This is a genomic window from Sphingorhabdus lutea (assembly GCF_001889025.1).
Lineage (GTDB): Bacteria > Pseudomonadota > Alphaproteobacteria > Sphingomonadales > Sphingomonadaceae > Sphingorhabdus_B > Sphingorhabdus_B lutea.
The window spans coordinates 1,701,794-1,720,598 of sequence record NZ_CP018154.1; the positions used below are offsets into that span (position 1 = coordinate 1,701,794).

Annotated in this window: 14 protein-coding genes and 1 tRNA gene; 9 read left to right on the plus strand and 6 right to left on the minus strand. The window is 42.9% G+C overall.

The window, feature by feature from the left end; all coding sequences use genetic code 11:
• Positions 1–14: 14 nt before the first annotated feature.
• Positions 15–1,196 carry a vWA domain-containing protein gene (locus LPB140_RS08120; protein WP_072559402.1) on the plus strand — a complete coding sequence of 394 codons (1,182 nt, stop codon included), beginning with the start codon at positions 15–17 and terminating at the stop codon, positions 1,194–1,196.
• An 11-nt stretch (positions 1,197–1,207) separates the two neighbouring features.
• On the opposite strand, the gene LPB140_RS08125 is transcribed toward LPB140_RS08120, so the two are convergent.
• On the minus strand, positions 1,208–2,317 hold the full coding sequence (locus LPB140_RS08125) for an anhydro-N-acetylmuramic acid kinase (protein ID WP_257785767.1): 1,110 nt from the start codon (positions 2,315–2,317) through the stop codon (positions 1,208–1,210).
• A gap of 27 nt (positions 2,318–2,344) precedes the next feature.
• On the opposite strand from LPB140_RS08125, the gene tyrS reads away from it, so the two are divergent.
• Both tyrS and LPB140_RS08135 read left to right on the plus strand, forming a co-directional pair.
• Positions 2,345–3,580 (plus strand): tyrosine--tRNA ligase, encoded by a 1,236-nt coding sequence (gene tyrS, locus LPB140_RS08130; protein WP_072559404.1) that lies wholly within the window; start codon positions 2,345–2,347, stop codon positions 3,578–3,580.
• Positions 3,581–3,683: 103 nt separating this feature from the next.
• Positions 3,684–4,007, plus strand: a complete 324-nt coding sequence (locus LPB140_RS08135) for a PilZ domain-containing protein (RefSeq protein WP_198024095.1) — start codon at positions 3,684–3,686, stop codon at positions 4,005–4,007.
• Between the two features lie 18 nt (positions 4,008–4,025).
• Here LPB140_RS08135 and recG read toward each other — a convergent pair whose 3' ends face one another.
• Positions 4,026–6,095 (minus strand): ATP-dependent DNA helicase RecG, encoded by a 2,070-nt coding sequence (gene recG / locus LPB140_RS08140; protein ID WP_072559405.1) that lies wholly within the window; start codon positions 6,093–6,095, stop codon positions 4,026–4,028.
• 116 nt (positions 6,096–6,211) lie between these two features.
• Here recG and LPB140_RS08145 point away from each other — a divergent pair, with 116 nt between their 5' ends.
• The gene (locus LPB140_RS08145; protein ID WP_072560694.1) at positions 6,212–6,499 is read left to right on the plus strand and encodes an FAD assembly factor SdhE; all 288 of its coding nucleotides are present in this window, start codon (positions 6,212–6,214) and stop codon (positions 6,497–6,499) included.
• Positions 6,500–6,530: 31 nt separating this feature from the next.
• Complete coding sequence (gene mfd / locus LPB140_RS08150) at positions 6,531–9,995, plus strand: transcription-repair coupling factor (RefSeq protein WP_072559406.1); 3,465 nt, start codon at positions 6,531–6,533, stop codon at positions 9,993–9,995.
• Here the strand turns inward: mfd and LPB140_RS08155 are convergent.
• On the minus strand, positions 9,992–11,746 hold the full coding sequence (locus LPB140_RS08155; protein WP_072559407.1) for a GGDEF domain-containing phosphodiesterase: 1,755 nt from the start codon (positions 11,744–11,746) through the stop codon (positions 9,992–9,994). The genes mfd and LPB140_RS08155 overlap by 4 nt on opposite strands.
• A 106-nt stretch (positions 11,747–11,852) precedes the next feature.
• Between LPB140_RS08155 and LPB140_RS08160 the strand changes: the two genes are divergently transcribed.
• Both LPB140_RS08160 and LPB140_RS08165 read left to right on the plus strand, forming a co-directional pair.
• Positions 11,853–12,629 (plus strand): NAD kinase, encoded by a 777-nt coding sequence (locus LPB140_RS08160; protein WP_072560695.1) that lies wholly within the window; start codon positions 11,853–11,855, stop codon positions 12,627–12,629.
• A gap of 63 nt (positions 12,630–12,692) precedes the next feature.
• Positions 12,693–12,767, plus strand: a tRNA-Asn gene (locus tag LPB140_RS08165).
• A gap of 325 nt (positions 12,768–13,092) precedes the next feature.
• Here LPB140_RS08165 and secA read toward each other — a convergent pair.
• Positions 13,093–15,825, minus strand: coding sequence for a preprotein translocase subunit SecA (gene secA / locus LPB140_RS08170; RefSeq protein WP_072559408.1), 2,733 nt, complete (start codon positions 15,823–15,825; stop codon positions 13,093–13,095).
• 128 nt (positions 15,826–15,953) lie between these two features.
• Positions 15,954–16,220, minus strand: coding sequence for a hypothetical protein (locus LPB140_RS08175; RefSeq protein WP_072559409.1), 267 nt, complete (start codon positions 16,218–16,220; stop codon positions 15,954–15,956).
• 157 nt (positions 16,221–16,377) lie between these two features.
• Between LPB140_RS08175 and argJ the strand changes: the two genes are divergently transcribed.
• Positions 16,378–17,604, plus strand: coding sequence for a bifunctional glutamate N-acetyltransferase/amino-acid acetyltransferase ArgJ (gene argJ, locus LPB140_RS08180; protein WP_072559410.1), 1,227 nt, complete (start codon positions 16,378–16,380; stop codon positions 17,602–17,604).
• Positions 17,605–17,609: 5 nt separating this feature from the next.
• A complete protein-coding gene (locus LPB140_RS08185) occupies positions 17,610–18,452 on the plus strand; it encodes an inositol monophosphatase family protein (RefSeq protein WP_083550206.1) in 843 nt (280 codons plus the stop codon).
• 27 nt (positions 18,453–18,479) lie between these two features.
• Here LPB140_RS08185 and trxA read toward each other — a convergent pair whose 3' ends face one another.
• Positions 18,480–18,803, minus strand: coding sequence for a thioredoxin (trxA, locus tag LPB140_RS08190; RefSeq protein ID WP_072559411.1), 324 nt, complete (start codon positions 18,801–18,803; stop codon positions 18,480–18,482).
• Positions 18,804–18,805 lie beyond the last annotated feature (2 nt).

The window sequence follows — 18,805 nt, forward strand, 5'->3', positions numbered from 1 at the left end:
TTAGAGGTAAATTTATGTTTTTTAATTTTATGGATGAGCTGCGTGCTGCGGGTGTTCCGGCCAGTTTGAAGGAGCATTTAATGCTTCTTGAGGCATTGGATGAAGAGGTCATAAACCGCAGTCCAGAGGAATTTTATTATTTATCTCGCGCCATTTTGGTTAAGGATGAGGCGCATTTAGACCGTTTTGACCAAATATTTGATAAAATGTTCAAAGGCATATTTTCCAATATTGGTAGCGAAGAAAACCAAATTCCCGAAGATTGGTTAAAAGCAGTTGCCGAAAAATATCTCTCCGCCGAGGAAATGGAGAAAATAAAATCAATGGGTTCATGGGAAGAATTAATGGACACTTTGAAAAAGCGGTTGGAGGAGCAAGAAAAACGCCATCAGGGAGGCAATAAATGGATTGGTACGGGCGGGACCTCCCCCTTCGGCAATAGTGGATATCATCCCGAAGGCGTCCGAATTGGCGGCGAAAGCAAACATAAAAAAGCGGTAAAGGTATGGCAAAAGCGCGAATTTCAAAATCTTGATAATGAACGTGAATTAGGAACAAGGAATATTAAAATTGCGCTACGGCGTCTGCGCCGCTTTGCAAGAGAGGGCGCGGCCGATGAATTGGACATTGATGGCACAATATCCGGCACTGCGAAACAAGGATGGTTAGATATTCAAATGCGCCCCGAACGGCGCAATGCAGTTAAATTATTATTATTATTGGATGTGGGCGGTTCAATGGACCCTTTCATCAAATTATGCGAAGAATTGTTCAGCGCAGCGACCACAGAATTTAAGAATATGGAATTTTTCTATTTCCACAATTGCCCCTATGAAGGGTTGTGGAAAGATAATAATCGACGTTTTACGGAACGGACCTCAACATGGGATTTAATGCATAAATTCCCGCATGATTATAAATTAATTTTTGTCGGCGACGCGGCGATGAGCCCCTATGAAATCAGCCATCCGGGCGGTTCGGTTGAACATTTTAACGAAGAATCGGGCGCAACTTGGATGCAAAGATTGACGGGCACTTATCCATCGGCAATTTGGTTAAATCCTGTGCCCAAAAATCAGTGGAATTATTCCCAATCAACCAAATTGATGCGCCAATTGATGAATGACCGCATGTATCCATTGACTTTAGAAGGCCTTGATGAGGGGATGCGCACTTTAACCCGCAAGAAAAGCTAAACGTTATAATATTAAGGTAGATATATTTTAGGCATGATAATATCGCTTTGCCGGCCAGTTGTTTCGGCGAAGCTATATTGCGCCCCTTTCAATACCCGCGCCGCAATATAGGCAAAGCCCTCTGCCTCAATACTATCGCCATTCCAATCCAGCTTATCTACATTATGCACCTCAACCCCGCATATTTCGGCCAATTGCTGCATAATAAATATATTATGCCGCCCGCCACCACATATATAAATTTCTTGCGGTCTTTGGGGTAACATATTCAGGGCAATCTTCACCGCCCGCACAGTAAATGCGGTTAAAGTTGCCGCGCCGTCTTCCAAAGATAAATCGGATAAACGCACGAGATTAAAATCATCTCTATCAAGCGATTTGGGCCATTTTTTTGCAAAAAAATCATGGTTTAATAATGCCGACACTATTGCCTCATCTATCTTGCCCCTGGCGGCGATTGCGCCATTTTTATCATAGGAAAGGTCGCTATATTTTGAAACCCAATCATCTATTAATGCATTGGCCATGCCTGTATCAAATGCGATAATTTCTCCATTTTCAGAAATCCAGCTGATATTTGCGACGCCGCCTAAATTTAATATTGCTGCCGGTTTGCGAAGATTATGCGCCAATGCCGCATGATAAACAGGCAATAGCGGAGCACCCTGCCCACCTGCATCGACATCCACCTGCCGCATATTAAAAATGACAGGCAAATTGGTTAAAAAGGCCAATTTTTTCGCATCGCCAATTTGCCAAGTCCACCCCTTTTCCGGGCGGTGCGCAACCGTATGGCCATGAAATCCTATGGCAGCAACCTCCCTATCCTTCATTGCATGGGCGGCATCGGCAAGGCTAAGCAATTTATCAATGGCCTTGGCATGGAGCATGGTTAATTCATGCTCCACATCCGCGATATAATCGGTGGCTTCCGAAGGAGAATTTAGCGCCAATGCCATTTCACACGCACGCGCCAAACGAGATTTAAATGCCCCCTCATATGACATTTCATAAAAAGCTGCTAATTTATTATAGCCCTTTGCATCAGTTTCCAATAAAGCAACGTCAATACCGTCGCGCGATGTCCCCGACATGGTGCCGATGGTTAATTTTACACTCAATTTATAACTCCGTTACAGGCCGCGAACATGACACAAAAATATCAATCTGACCTTTTGAACTTACTGCATGATCGCGGATATATCCACCAGATAACTGATGAAAATGGCCTGGACCAACTAGCCCAGCAACAAATTGTGCCCGGCTATATCGGTTTTGATGCCACCGCGCCATCTTTGCATATTGGATCATTGGTGCAAATTATGATGCTGCGCCGCCTGCAGCAAGCGGGCCATAAACCCATTGTCATCATGGGCGGCGGCACCACGAAAATTGGTGACCCCACCGGCAAGGACGAAAGCCGCAAAATGCTAAGCCAAGAGGATATTGACAATAATATCAATTCAATATCGAATATATTTAAACAATTTTTGAACTTTGGCGATGGACCAACTGATGCCGTTATTATCGATAATAGCGATTGGTTGGACAAGCTGGAATATTTACCATTTTTGCGCGATGTTGGTCGTCATTTCACCATCAATCGCATGTTGAGTTTTGAAAGCGTTAAATTAAGGTTGGACAGAGAACAGCCTCTTACCTTTTTGGAATTTAATTATATGATATTACAAGCATATGATTATCTTACATTGGCCAAAGAACGCGGATGCCGCCTGCAAATGGGCGGGTCCGATCAATGGGGCAATATTGTAAATGGTATTGAGCTGACCCGCCGAATCGAATCAATTCAGGCATTTGGGTTAACCACACCGTTAATTACCACAGCGGATGGCGGAAAAATGGGCAAAACCGCAAATGGCGCCATATGGTTAAATGCGGACCAGCTTTCCCCATATGATTATTGGCAATTTTGGCGCAATGTTCAGGATGCAGATGTTGGCCGTTTCATGCGTTTATTTACGGATATTCCTTTATCAACAATTGCGGAATATGAAAAATTAGAAGGCGCCGAAATTAACGATGCCAAAAAAATATTGGCCGATGCCTGCACGGCAATGGCGCATGGTGAGGATGCAGCTGCGCAGGCCGCCGACACCGCGGCCAAGGTTTTTGAACAGGGCAGTATTGGCGAAGATTTGCCAAATTTTGCCCATAATGGCGATGCAATATCATTGATTGATGCAATGGTTGAGTTACAATTAGTTGCTTCCAAAAAAGAGGCGCGCCGTATGATTGCAGCGGGTGCTGCGCGGATTGAGGGCGAAGCAATTACCGATGAAAATCATATTATCGCCGATTCTGGTGTTGATTTAAAGATTTCAGCGGGCAAGAAAAAGCACGGATTACTCCATTTCGCAAAATAAAATATTATATAACATGGATTAAAGAGACTTAATCGCCAGTTTTACACTTTATTTGCAATTTGCTGTCATATTGGCCCTTCAAATAAATAATCAGGGGCTTTTTATGATCAAATCTTCGGCTGATATGGCGATGGACCTTCGTCGCGCAGCGCGGCATCGCACTGACATTAATGTCAATTCTGCAACGCGCAAAGGTGAAGAGCATCTTTTGCATATCGTCAATATTTCTGCCCACGGATTCATGATCGATAATCACAGCGTTTTGAACCGTGGCGACCGTGTCACCCTGCGTCTTCCCATTATCGGAGAGATTGAAGCATATATGATTTGGTCAATCGAAGAACGTGCTGGTTTCCAATTGGAACGCGTTATTCGCCTGCCCGATTTTATCGCCTTATTGGATGAAATCGGCTCTATGCGTCGTTAATTCCGGCGCATATAAATTTTATCCGCTGCGCAATAATTCTACACCTGCGTCGCGTTCCATCAAATATAATAAAATTCGGGCCGCCTCGCCTCGCGGCCCTTTTAACCCGCCATCACGCTGTAATAATAATTTGGCGTCATCATTGGCGATGGGTAAATATTCGCTTAATTGCTCTGCTGTTGCAATGTTAAATGGGCTATCCCCCGATTGACGTGTGCCCAATATTTCGCCAGGACCGCGCTGTTTCAAATCCTCCTCTGCGATAATAAAACCATCATTGGTGCTGCGCATCAATTTTAACCGCGTCTTGGCAATTTCGCTAATTTGGGGGTTGCGGATTAATAGACAGGATGATTTCTCCGCCCCCCTGCCCACACGGCCGCGCAGCTGATGCAGCTGTGCCAAACCAAAATTTTCCGCATGTTCAATAATCATCAAACTTGCATTTGGCACATCAACCCCAACCTCAATCACCGTGGTTGCGACCAAAATGGCAAATTCCCTATCTATAAAGCGCCGCATCACTTCTTCTTTTTCAGGCCCTTTCATCCGGCCATGAACAATACCAATTTTATCGCCAAAAACCTGTCTTAATGATGCCGCGCGCTCCTCTGCAGAGGTCATATGGCTTAATTCGCTCTCCTCCACCAAAGGACATACCCAAAATCCTTGCTTGCCTTCTTCAATATGTCGGCGAAGGCCTGCATAAATCTCATCCATACGATCAGAAGATGCGATTCTTGTATCCACCGGCGTTCGCCCAGGCGGCAGTTCATCCAGCACGGAAACATCCATCTCCCCATAGGAGGCAAGCGCCAAAGTGCGCGGTATGGGCGTTGCCGTCATGACCAATAAATGCGGCGTTCCAACCGCCTTATTGCTTAACATTAAACGTTGCGCCACACCAAAACGATGTTGTTCATCAATGATGGCAATTGCCAAATTTTTATAAATAACTTTTTCTTGGAAAATTGCATGAGTGCCAACCAAAATGTCAATTTCGCCATTGGCCAGCCCCATAAGCGTTGATTCGCGAACCTTGCCCTTTTCTCGTGAAGTCAGGATGGCAACATTGACCCCAATTTTACCCAGCATCACGCTTAACGTCGCAAAATGTTGGCGCGCCAATATCTCCGTTGGCGCCAAAAGCGCGCATTGATGGCCATTTTCAATGCCAAATAACATGGTCATCACCGCAACCATTGTTTTACCCGCACCAACATCGCCTTGTAATAATCGAAGCATTGGAGTTGATTGCTGTAAATTTTCTTCAATTTCTGACAAAGCGCGTTGTTGCGCATTGGTTAAATTGAAAGGCAATTTTAATTTATCAATCAAATGGCCCGTTCGGTTAATTTTTATGGCGGCGCGGCGGTCCATAGATTGGCGGATAAGACGCAAGGCAAGCTGATTTGAAAAAATTTCATCATATGCCAATCGGTTCCGCGCGGTCTCATCTGGTCCTTTATGAACAGATAATATCGCGTCATGCCAATTTGGCCATTGAAATTTATTTTTCAGGCTGGGTTCAATCCATTCGTCAAATTTTGGCAAATCCTCGTTACATTGCTTAACAATATTGCCCATTTTATGTTGGGTCAGCCCCGCGCTTAATGCATAAACTGGTTCAATAATGATTTTATCTTTTTCGGCATTATTATCGTTATTTTCAGTGCGGATTTCGGGATGGATTATTTGCCATTCATCGCCATATTGCTCCAACTTACCGCTTACATATATTTGCGTCTCCAAAGGAAATTGTTTGCGAGCATAGCCACCATTTCGGCCAAAAAATATCAATGAAAGCGCATTTCCTGCCGCATCCAACCCAATAATTCTTGTTGGGCTACGCTGGCTGCTACTGCTTTTATGTTCGGTAATTTGTATTTTCAGAATAATGATTTGGCCCAATTGCGCCTCATCCAAATTGGCAATTTTATGCCGATACATCCATTTATTGGGAAAATGATAAATAATATCCTTTACCCGATATAATTTTAAGGCAGTAAGGGCGCGTTTAATCCCCGGGCCGACGCCCTTAATTGTTTCGATTTCACGAAATGAAGGATTGAGTATTGATGGCCGCATGACTATTCAGCTTCATACACAAAAAAGGTATTGGTGAACCAGATTTTTATGGCTTTGCCAAATTTGCTATGCATTTTTTTAATATAGCAATAAAATTTGATGATCGGAAAATAATTATGGACCAGGAAACACGCAAAAAATTGCATTATCGCGCATGGCACCGCGGGACGCGAGAGGCCGACATGATGGTCGGCGGTTTTTTTGATACATATTCATCAAATTGGGATGCAGATCAAATCACATGGTTTGAGCGTTTATTGATGGAACAAGATGTCGATATTATGGGATGGGCAATGGGCACAATAAATGTGCCATCTTCGTTTGAAGGCGACATGATGAATTTATTTAAAAGGTTAGATTTCATTAAATTGGTGGATGAATTACAGAATATTTCTAAAGATTGATTTCCAATAAACCTATATATGATTGCCCAAAATGGATAAATTGCAAAAACTTATTACCGCCAATGCCCCCCATATTTTATCGGGGGTTGCGTCTGGATTTGCGCCCTATTTATTGGCTGATCTGGCCCGCCTTTCCAAAGGGCGGTTATTATATATTGCATCATCCGACCAACAAATGAGCAATATTGCTGATAGCATCAATTATTTCGCTCCTGAGATAGAGGTTTTGGAGTTTCCAGCATGGGACTGCCTTCCCTATGACCGTGCGCCGCCTTCGGCCAATATCATGGCGCGGCGCATGGCATTTTTAAACGCCATTCAACAGCAAAAACATATAAAACAGATATTACTGACCACTGTCAATGCCGCAACACAGCGGACTTTATCTCCATTTCGTATGCGTCAAATTGGCGTCATTTTGACCAAATCGATGAAAATTTCGATGGAACGAGTTGGCGAAATTTTACGCGCCAATGGCTATATTCGCGTCGATACTGTCGCCGATAAGGGCGAATATGCAATTAGGGGCAGTTTGCTGGACATGGCGCCATCTGATCGTGAAGATGGATATCGAATTGATTTTTTTGGCGACCAAATTGAAAGTATAAGATCATTTGATTTTGCCAGCCAACGTAGCACCGGCGATGTGAAGGAATTTTCATTATTGCCCGCTGTTGAAACATTTTTGGATGATCCATCAATTAAGCGTTTTCGAACCGCTTATCGCAATTTATTTGGCGGTGCGGCCATTAATGACCCATTATATAGCGCCATTTCAGAAGGACGCCGCTTTGCGGGTATGGAACATTGGCTGCCCTTATTTGAGGATAAAATGGTCAGTATTTTTGACCATTTAAATGAAAATGATATGGTGGTCAGCGAAACAGCCAATGCACAAATCATGGTCGAACGGCATGCGACTATTGCCGATTATTATGATAATCGTAAAAAATTACAAACAGATAAGTCCAATAGTTATCGTCCTATCTCACCAGAAATGCTATATTTGGATGAGAGGGAGATATCCTCTATTTTTCAAAAATGGCCGGTGCATATTATCGATCAATTTGACAGGCCGGACCAAGATAATATCATCAATTTGTCGATTAAATCAGCGCATGATTTTGCCCCCGACCGTGCTAATAAAAATAATATTTACCGCGCCGCAACATCATATATTGAAAAATGGCGTCATGATGGCAAAAATACAATTATTGCTTGCTATACGAATGGTTCGCGCAATCGTTTGGCCGAATTATTTCAAGAACAGGGCGCAAAAAAAATCGTATTGGCCGATGGTTGGCAGGAGACCCTATCCTATATTGCCAAAGATAAATTGGTGTTCACCACCCTGCCCATCGACCATGGTTTTGAAACCAGCGATTATATTTTACTGTCGGAGCAGGATTTATTGGGCGACCGTTTAATCCGAAAAAAACGTGCCCGTAAAAATGCAGACAGCTTTTTGGAGGAACTTGCCGCGTTAAATAGCGGTGATTTGGTGGTTCATGAGGAACATGGACTGGGCAGATATGAAGGGCTTATTTCCATACCCGTTGGTAAATCGCCGCATGATTGCGTGTGCTTAACCTATGCGGGAGGGGATAAATTATATGTTCCAGTTGAAAATATCGATGTTTTAAGCCGATATGGTAATAATGCCGATTTAATGCCGCTCGACCGTTTGGGCGGAGAAGCATGGCAGCGGCGCAAGGCAAAATTAAAACAACGTATTCGCGAAATTGCGTATGAACTTATCCGCACTGCGGCGCAAAGGGAGCTGGAAAAGGGTATTGAAATTTCCCATGACACCCCGGCAATGAATGATTTTATAACCCGTTTCCCCTATCAGGAGACCGAGGATCAAGAAAATGCCATTGAGGATGTGTTGCGTGATTTATCCTCTGGCCGACCAATGGACAGATTGGTTTGCGGCGATGTTGGCTTTGGCAAAACCGAGGTCGCAATGCGCGCCGCCTTTGCCGTTGCCATGGCCGGATATCAGGTGGCGATTATTGCACCGACAACCTTATTGGCGCGCCAACATTATACCAATTTTGTTGAGCGTTTTCGCGATTTTCCGATGAAAATTGGACGTTTGTCACGTTTAGTCCCTGCAGCAGAGGCCATTGCGACAAGGGAAGGATTAAAGTCCGGAGATATTGACATTGTCATCGGCACCCATGCGGTCATTTCTAAATCAGTGGGTTTTGAAAATTTAGGTCTGGTCATAGTTGATGAAGAACAACGTTTTGGCGTGGTTCATAAGGAAAAATTAAAGGCAATGCGCGCAAAAGTGCATATGTTGACCCTAACCGCGACGCCCATTCCGCGCACATTGCAAATGGCGATGACGGGCCTGCGTGAATTATCGGTCATCCAAACCCCACCTGTTGACCGCTTGGCAGTGCGAACATTTGTTATGCAATGGGATCCTGTTATTTTAAGGGAGGCATTATTAAGGGAGCATTATCGCGGCGGGCAAAGTTTTATGGTGGTGCCACGGATTTCCGATTTGGAGCAAATGGAGCAATTTTTGCGCGAATATGTTCCGGAAATAAAATTTGTAACCGCGCATGGGCAAATGTCACCTAATGAGGTGGAGGAAAGAATGACGGCTTTTTATGATAATCGTTATGATGTCCTGCTCGCCACCACTATTATTGAAAGTGGTTTAGATATTCCAAGCGCCAACACTATGATTATCCACCGTGCGGATAAATTTGGCCTGGCCCAGCTTTACCAATTACGTGGCCGTGTGGGCCGATCAAATAACCGCGCCTATGCCTATCTGACCACTAAATCGGATCAAATTATCAATGAAACTGCCGAAAAACGGCTGAAAATATTATCTGATTTGGATAGTTTGGGTGCAGGTTTCCAATTGGCCAGCCATGATTTGGATCTTCGCGGTGCAGGAAATTTGGTGGGCGATGAGCAATCGGGCCATATTAAGGAAGTGGGCTTTGAATTATATCAATCCATGTTAGAGGATGCGATATTGGAAATTAAGGCCGAAGGCGCCGGTTTAGACCGTCCCAAGGATAAATTCACGCCGCAAATTACCGTTGATGCACCCATTTTAATTACCGAAGATTATATTCCCGATTTGAACATTCGTATGGCTCTTTACCGACGTATCAATAGCCTTCGCGACCGTGAAGAAATCAATGCCTTCATTGCTGAAATGTCCGATAGATTTGGTAAAATGCCGCAACCAATGGCGAATTTATTGACTTTGATGGAAATAAAACAAAATGCAGTAAAAGCACATTTAAGCAAAATCGAAGTGGGCGCACGCGGCACATTGGTCAGTTTCCATAATGATATGCCGCCCAATATTCCCGGTTTAATTGGCTATATTGATAGGTTAAATGGCATTGCAAAATTACGGCCAGACAAAAAATTGGTGATTAACAGAGTTTGGGACGATCCAGTCAGTCGATTAAATGGATGCCTGCAATTATCAAAGGGTTTGGCCAAGATAGCGCGTTAAGTTGAAGTCTGAGACGCAATATGTTGTATGGCAAAATCTTGAAAATCATTGATATTTAATGGGATAGAGCCGTAGAAACCCTGATAATAATCACAGCTTAATGATTTTAGGATATTAAGCTGCCCTTCATCCTCTATACCCTCCACAATGACGTCAACATTCATCGCCTTGCCAAGTGAAATAACCGATTTTAACAAAATTCGGTCGCGTTCATCGCCCTCAATCTCCAATACCAATGAACGATCGACCTTAATTAAATCAGGCTCTAGTGATTTGACCTGCGCAATATTGCCATAGCCAAGACCAAAATCATCAATCGCTAATTTAACCCCTTTAGATTTTAATATTTTTATTTTTTTCAATGCCTTATCTGGGTTAGCTACCACGGCATCCTCGGTTATTTCTACGGTCAGATTTAACGGATTAAACCCTGTATCTTCTATACGGTCCAATAAATTATTTTCAAAATTTATGGCCGCTAATTCGGCTGGCGTCACATTAAGTGACAACCGGATATTGGACAGCGGTTTAGGCCATTTTGCTGCATTGCTTAACGCCAAAAATTGCAAATGGTCGGATAATTTATTTTTGAAATTTATCCGTTCGGCAATATCAAATAAAGCCTCTGCACCCATAATTCCATGGCGCGGATGATGCCATCTCGCCAATGCTTCTGCGGCAATTAACGCCCCCGATTTCACATCAAAAATTGGTTGAAACATTATTGCTATTTCATTGTTTTTTATTGCTTCTTTTAAATCAATCGCGGTTTGCGGGGAAAGATTGATACGGTCCTCCCCTCTTGGCGCAATATATTCAAAAATTGTCCCATTATTATGCGCCTCTGCCAAGGCAAGATTTGCCCGTCGCATCGCGGTCAGACCATCTTCGTCCGGTGCAATTTTGGTGGCGCCGCAAATAATCGATAAAAATGCGTCATTTTGGGAAATTTGATATGGCCCATCTAATAATTGTATCATGTCATTTGACAATGATTGTAGCCCTGCCTCATCCATATCATTTTTGGTAATTAAAATAATTTGATGCCCGGCAATACGCGACGCTGCCAATATAATTTTCTCATTATTTTTAATATAGTTATTTAATTTTTGCCCCACTTGTTTTAGCAATATATTACCAGAAATTATTCCATAATCCTCATTATATTGTTTCAAATTTTCAAGACTTAATAATATCAACCCGCTATTTACCTGATAGCTTTTATGGCCGATTTCGCTTGGCGATGATGATAATCTTAACTTTATCGCCGCCGCCGAGGGCAAGTTGGTAATCACATCAATGCCATCACTATCATCAATTGCGATTAAGCCATTATAGGACCGCAGCATAGAATTCGCTAATATCGCCTTTGTAATTTGCATGAATAGCAGTTGGTCGCTTTGTTGCTTTGTTGCGAAATACGTAATTGATGGGTGATTAAATATGCTACTCATCTCCTGCTCATCGTTAAGAATAGCAAATATGGATATATTATTTACCTCTGCAAAATCGCATATTTTCCTTGTTATCTGAATATTATCATCAGCAAAATTACAATCCATGATGATGATTTGGGGCGCAGTATCGTTACCCATAACATGTTGATGACCATCAAGAACAAATTCAGAAATATTTGAAGTAAAAGCAGAAATTCTATCACGCCAATAATCATAATATTGGGGCGAAAAAATAAGAATATTGCCCCGACCAAGGGACATTTTAATATTTAATTTCTGTTTTTCATCATTCATATTTAAAATATAACATAAAATTTCGCTATTGGCATTGCCACTATTTCGGCGATGCCCTATCTTTTGATAATATAGCCTGTTTAATAGAATGAGCGAAAAAATACATATGAATAATTATGAAAAAATTGCTCTTATGGCATCCCCCACGCGTGAGGGGCAATCAGCAGCCGAAGAATTAAGCGCTTTATATGATTTTGTGCCCATTGAAGAAGCCCAGGCGGTTATCATATTGGGCGGCGATGGGTTTATGCTGCAATGCCTGCATTTATTGCTGGAGCAAAGAAAATCCATCCCCGTTTATGGCATGAATCGCGGCACAATCGGCTTTTTAATGAATAGTTGGCATCAAGTTGATTTGATGACACGGCTAAACCGTGCGAAAATGGTCAATATAAAGCCATTAAGGATGACCGCGATGACGACCGAGGGGGAAACAATTACCCATCCGGCGATAAATGAGGTGTCATTGCTGCGTGAAACGCGTCAGGCGGCAAAGATACAAGTCGAAGTTAATGGCCGCACGGTAATTCCCGAACTTATCTGTGATGGTGTATTGGTGGCTAGTCCTGCGGGATCAACTGCATATAATCTTTCGGCCAATGGTCCGATATTGCCACTTGATTCGTCTTTATTTGCCCTCACCGCGATTAGCCCATTTCGGCCCAGAAGGTGGAAAGGTGCGATTTTACCCGACCGATATGAAATAAAATTTACGATATTGGAAAGGCATAAACGTCCCGTCAGTGCAGTTGCCGATCAACGCGAAATCCGCGAAATTGCGTCAGTTCAGGTTGATTTAGAGCCCAGCAGGACATTGCAATTATTATTTGATCCCGACCATGCATTGGATGATCGCATCGCAATGGAACAATTTGTATTTTAGGGGCTTGCCAGAATCAGAATCTCGCTGCTATAGGCCCTCAACGCCTTTCGAAAGAGAGGTTGCTCCTCGGTAGCTCAGCGGTAGAGCAATCGGCTGTTAACCGATCGGTCGGGGGTTCGAATCCCTCCCGGGGAGCCATTTTATTCCTTAATAATTTGGCTCCCATTTTTATTTCAGCATATAAATTAAGATTTCTGCAATCTGTCTATAGCGACCATATTTATGCAGCATATATTGCATATTTGTGTAAATTAACGGCACATTTAACATAAAGGCCATATTTTGGTTCTGCGCACTTATTTGCCGCATAGATAAGCAGCTAGGCCGCTATTCAAATATATTAGGTCTCTGACCTATTAGGGTGCCACAATCTCACTTTATGTAAAATCACATCCATATTGCTCATAAAAAAAGGGGAAGCATTTCGCCTCCCCTAATTTCTATACTATATTAAGCTTTGTGCTTAATATTGCCCGTGGCAATGCTTATATTTGCGGCCTGAACCACATGGGCACGGATCGTTGCGCCTTATATCAGGATTATCAGCAAATGGATCTCCTGCGGCATTTGAAACAACTTGACGTGGCGGCAAAGAGCTACTGACCGTGCCAGCGGCACCGCCATCATAATCATTTGTGTCGTCTTCGCCGGTTAAGGGGTCAATATGGGTGGTCAAAAAGTCCGGTAATTCGGGCAATTGCATTTCCGGCATTTGATCAAATGCCCTAAATTCCACATTTGATACCGTTTTGGTCACATCTTCACGGATTGAAGCGAGCATATTTTCAAATAAACCAAATGCCTCTTGCTTATATTCATTAAGCGGATTTTTTTGAGCATGCGCCCGCAAATAAACCACTTGGCGTAGTGAATCCAATGTCGCCAAATGTTCTTTCCAATGGCTGTCAAATGACCGCAACATGATGGATTTTTCAAAATTGACCCAATCATGCGGCTCTAATTGGTCTTTTTTCTGAAGAAATACCGATTCTGTTAATTCCGACAAACGCTCTTCTAATAAATCTGGGGAAACCTCATCTTCCTCAATCCAGGCGTCAATATCGGGCTTAATGCCCAAAATTTGTTCTGTGCGTTCTTTAAATTTCGTAATATTCCATTGTTCAGGATAGGTACCAGCGGGGCAGCTTTCCGACACAATCGTGCCCACCGTGTCCAAACGCATATCGTCTAGCACATCATAAACAGTTTCTGAATCCATAATTTCATCGCGTTGATCATAAAAAATCTTACGCTGGTCGTTCATCACATTATCATATTCGACAAGCTGTTTACGAACATCATAATTTCGCGCCTCAACCTTGCCCTGTGCGGTTTCAATCGCCTTGGACAACCATTTACCGCCAATTGCCTCGCCATCTTCCAATGAACTGTTCATCATTCGTGAAAATAGGCTTTCTGAACCAAAAATTCGCAGCAAATCATCTTCTAAACATAGATAGAAACGTGACAGGCCAGGGTCACCTTGCCGGCCCGAACGTCCGCGAAGCTGATTATCAATCCTGCGGCTTTCATGACGTTCTGTTGCCAAAACAAACAAACCACCTGCGGCGAATACTTTTTCTTTTTCCGCTGCAATTTCTGCTTTAATTTTGGCAATTGCTTTTTCTTTTTCTGGTCCATCGGGCATGTCGCCCAATTCATCTTCTAAACGAAATTCAAAATTACCGCCCAATTGAATGTCGGTTCCGCGACCTGCCATATTGGTAGCAATGGTCACCGCGCCCAAACGGCCAGCCTGCGCCACAATATGCGCCTCATTTTCATGAAAACGCGCATTCAAAATGCTATGTTCAACATTTTCTTTTTTCAAATAATCCGACAATAATTCTGATTTTTCAATCGATACAGTGCCGACAAGAACGGGCTGTCCCTTATCATTTGCTTCTTTAATTGTTTTGGCAATGGCGGCAAATTTGTCCTTGGTATTTTTATAAAATTGGTCAATTTCATCAACACGTTGAACCGGCACATTGGTTGGAATTTCAACCACATTTAATTTGTAAATTTCAAAAAATTCATTCGCCTCGGTCGCGGCGGTGCCGGTCATGCCCGAAATTTTGGGATACATGCGGAAATAATTTTGGAAAGTAATGGTCGCCAAAGTTTGGTTTTCCGGCTCAATCTGCACGCCTTCTTTGGCCTCAATCGCCTGATGCTGTCCATTTGACCAACGGCGGCCCTCCATCATCCGCCCCGTAAATTCATCGATAATCACGACTTTGCCGTCCTTGACGATATAGTCGGTATCGCGTTTAAACATCACATTTGCTTTTAACGCATTGTCCAGATGATGGACCACTTGAGCATTTTCATAATCATATAAATTGCTGCCAGACAATAAACCGGCAGCCTCCAATAAACGCTCTGCTTTTTCAGTGCCGTCTTCGGTTAAGATGATGGAGCGTGTTTTTTCGTCCTTTTCATAATCTTCTTCGGTGATTTTCTGAACAATTTCATTCACAGAAACATATAAATCAGACTTATCATCGGTTTTACCCGAAATGATTAAGGGCGTGCGCGCCTCATCAATTAAAATAGAATCCACTTCATCGACGATAGAAAAATTAAATTTGCGCTGCACCATTTCATCACGCGAATGTTTCATATTATCGCGAAGATAATCAAAGCCAAGTTCATTATTTGTGGCATATGTAATGTCACATGCATAAGCAGCCTTGCGCTCTTCCTCTTCAATATTGGGAACTACCACGCCAGTGGTCAGTCCCAAAAAACCATATAGTTTGGACATTGTTTCGGCGTCACGGCGGGCCAAATAGTCATTCACGGTTACAACATGAACGCCCTTACCCTCCAATGCATTAAGATATGACGCCAATGTCGCGACAAGCGTTTTACCCTCACCCGTTTTCATTTCGGCAATTTCACCGCGATGAAGAACAATGCCGCCAACCATTTGCACGTCAAAATGGCGCATGCCAAAAACACGAACAGATGCTTCACGCACTGTGGCAAATGCCTCTGGCAGAATATCATCCAATGTTTCGCCTGCGGTTAAACGATCGCGAAATATTTGTGTTTGCGCCTTTAACGCTTCATCGCTTAACGCCTGAATCTCTGGCTCTAAATCATTAATTTTATGCACAATTTTCAAAATTGATTTTACATAACGGTCATTTGATGAACCAAAAACAGACTTTACTAAAGATCCGAACATTATTTTTCCTAAATTTTATAAATATATAGCTGTATTAAACACAGTGTATAAACTTGATTATAATGAGAATATTGCAGCAACATTGCGCACAAAATGGGCCAATATCGGCCAAGGGAATAGAATTTATATTATTCTATCTGGCTATCCATAAGGTCAATTGGCGTTTGCAAGCTAATCGCGGGTGTGGCCGCAAATGATAAGGGCTTATCAAATATATGCTTGTTAAATATAATGATATTATATTGTAATATAGTATCCGATTGGGCCGCGCCAATTTCCAATTTATTGATACAAATTGTTTGCAAATTATTTTGCGATGCTGCCGTTTCAGCGCGCGCGACATTATTCGCGCCAAGCCCGCATAAAAGTGCAAAAAGATAAATTAAATATCGCATAAATTATATGATGCTCACATAGTGATTATATAGCAATTGGTCCAGTTAAATCATATTAATAAGGGGCAATATATTTATGATAGTTGCCAATTACATTGCTTTATTATAGCGAATTGGTGAATATTTTATCTCTAAAGATTAATTTGAAAGTATAAATTTGTCACAAATATCTCCTTTGGCGCCTGCCACATATCCCGATGTGCCTATTATTGATGGCGTGGAAATTTTCACCGTAAATGCAGGATATAAAACAAAATCACGCAATGATTTAACTTTTATCACCTTTGCCAAGGACACAATGGTGGCGGGCGTGACCACCAAAAATATTTGCTGTTCCCATGAAGTGGTCATTTGCCGGGAGCATTTAAAATCCGGCATGGCGCGGGCATTGATTGTTAATTCAGGAAATAGCAACGCCTTTACGGGCAAAGATGGCAAAGAAGCCGCCGATATGATGGTGCAAATGGCCGCCGCGCACTTGGACTGCCCCAAAAATCAAATTTTCATCTCCTCAACCGGCGTTATTGGCGTGCCCTTACCAAAGGATATTGCCGAAACGGGCCTTAAAAAAGCATTTACCGCGGAACATAGTGATTATATCCAAGCCGCAAATGCCATATCAACGACCGACACATTTCCCAAATTGGCAATGTCGAGCGCGATGATAGGCGGCAAAAAAATACATCTTTCAGCCATTATCAAAGGATCGGGCATGATTGCCCCGGACATGGCAACCATGTTGGGCTATATTTTCACCGATGCCAAGATTTCATCTGATTTATTGCAAGATATGATGTCAAAGGCGAATGCGAATAGTTTTTCCTGTATCACAGTAGATAGCGACACATCGACCAGTGATACCGTGCTTGCCTTTGCCACTGGCGCGGCAAAAAATGACGTAATGACGTCATATGACAGCATAGGTGCAGATGCATTTTTTGCCGCCTTGCAGGATATCTGTCTGCAAATGGCGCATTTGGTGGTAAAGGATGGCGAAGGGGCGAGCAAATTTATCCGCATCGACATTATCGGCGCAAATGATGATAAAGGCGCGCATAATATTGGGCTGGCCATTGCCAACTCCCCCTTGGTAAAAACCGCCATTGCGGGCGAAGACGCCAATTGGGGACGTGTGGTGATGGCGGTGGGTAAAGCAGGTGAAATTGCCGATCGCGACAAATTGTCCATTTCATTTGGCGGCATACAGGTGGCAGCAAATGGCCATGCAGTTGATGGTTATGACGAAGCACCGGTGGCCCAACATCTTAAAGGGCAAAATATCGACATATTGGTCGATATTGGCATTGGTGAAGGCAAGGCAACTATTTGGACCTGCGATTTAACACATGGATATATTAGCATAAATGCCGATTATCGGTCCTGATTATCATGGATTTATCGCCAAAAATATTAAATAGCAATTTATCAAATAAAAGTACGGCTATATTTAATCTGTTACAATATGTTGGTGCGCATATCATCATGCCACATTTTCGCAAATTATCCGGCGCCGATATAATGGATAAGGGGCAAGGCGAGCTGGTGACCATTGCCGATCAATTGGCCGAGCAATATTTATCTCAAAAATTGTCCCTATCCTTTCCCGACCATCAAATTTATGGTGAGGAAAGTGCGCATCAAAATGGATTAACACCCCAAATGCTCTCGCAGGGCAAATGGTGGGTGATTGATCCGATTGACGGCACATATAATTTTACCAAAGGCCGCTCCCCCTTTGCCATTATGTTGGCCCAAATTCAGAATGGCAAAGCAATTTTCAGCGCAATTTATGATCCCGTGACGTCAAGATTTTGCACCGCATTTTTGGGTCAGGGCGCATATATAAATGGAGCAAAGATTGTTCATAACCCCGCGCCGCCACATGATAAATTAAATGCCGCCATCAGCATGATGTTCATGTCGCACGAACAGGCAAAATGGGCTAAGAGGCATTTATCGCCAAAATTGCATTATATTCCCATTCCACGATGCGCGGGGGAACAATATCCGTTGGTCATTATAGGCAATCATGACGTCGCATTTTTTGAAAGGGTGCTGCCATGGGATCATATTGCAGGCGCATTATTTGTCAATGAAGCTGGCGGATATGTTGCCCATCTTGACGGCAGCATATATCATCCATTTACCCAAAAAAATGGGCTGCTTGCCGCCACCTCGAAACAGGTTTGGGAAAAAGCAGCCCAGATATTTTCCGGTTTCCCATCTGTTTAATACAGATGAAATGGTTAAATTTGGGGATTAACCCAATGCGCCAACCAACCATTCTTTCAATTGGCCCTTGGGCGCAGCGCCCACTTTGGTATCAACCAATTCGCCATTTTTGAACAACATCATGGTAGGAATGCCGCGCACACCTAATTTGCCAGGCGTATCTGGATGGTCATCAATATTTAATTTGGCAATAATGACGTCATCACCCATTTCATCGCTAATTTCTTCTAATGCCGGGCCAATCATTTTGCATGGCCCGCACCATTCTGCCCAAAAATCGATTAAAACTGGCTTGTCACTTTTAATTACTTTTGCTTCAAAATCATCATCGCTAACTGCTATTGTCGCCATTA

Bases quoted from the DNA above. Each gene is read 5' to 3' on its own strand.
- LPB140_RS08175 (WP_072559409.1), bottom strand. From the start codon at position 16,220: ATGCGATATTTAATTTATCTTTTTGCACTTTTATGCGGGCTTGGCGCG.
- mfd (WP_072559406.1), top strand. From the start codon at position 6,531: ATGGATAAATTGCAAAAACTTATTACCGCCAATGCCCCCCATATTTTA.
- trxA (WP_072559411.1), bottom strand. From the start codon at position 18,803: ATGGCGACAATAGCAGTTAGCGATGATGATTTTGAAGCAAAAGTAATT.
- LPB140_RS08185 (WP_083550206.1), top strand. From the start codon at position 17,610: ATGGATTTATCGCCAAAAATATTAAATAGCAATTTATCAAATAAAAGT.
- tyrS (WP_072559404.1), top strand. From the start codon at position 2,345: ATGACACAAAAATATCAATCTGACCTTTTGAACTTACTGCATGATCGC.
- LPB140_RS08160 (WP_072560695.1), top strand. From the start codon at position 11,853: ATGAATAATTATGAAAAAATTGCTCTTATGGCATCCCCCACGCGTGAG.
- LPB140_RS08155 (WP_072559407.1), bottom strand. From the start codon at position 11,746: ATGAATGATGAAAAACAGAAATTAAATATTAAAATGTCCCTTGGTCGG.
- secA (WP_072559408.1), bottom strand. From the start codon at position 15,825: ATGTTCGGATCTTTAGTAAAGTCTGTTTTTGGTTCATCAAATGACCGT.
- LPB140_RS08135 (WP_198024095.1), top strand. From the start codon at position 3,684: ATGATCAAATCTTCGGCTGATATGGCGATGGACCTTCGTCGCGCAGCG.
- recG (WP_072559405.1), bottom strand. From the start codon at position 6,095: ATGCGGCCATCAATACTCAATCCTTCATTTCGTGAAATCGAAACAATT.
- LPB140_RS08145 (WP_072560694.1), top strand. From the start codon at position 6,212: ATGGACCAGGAAACACGCAAAAAATTGCATTATCGCGCATGGCACCGC.
- LPB140_RS08120 (WP_072559402.1), top strand. From the start codon at position 15: ATGTTTTTTAATTTTATGGATGAGCTGCGTGCTGCGGGTGTTCCGGCC.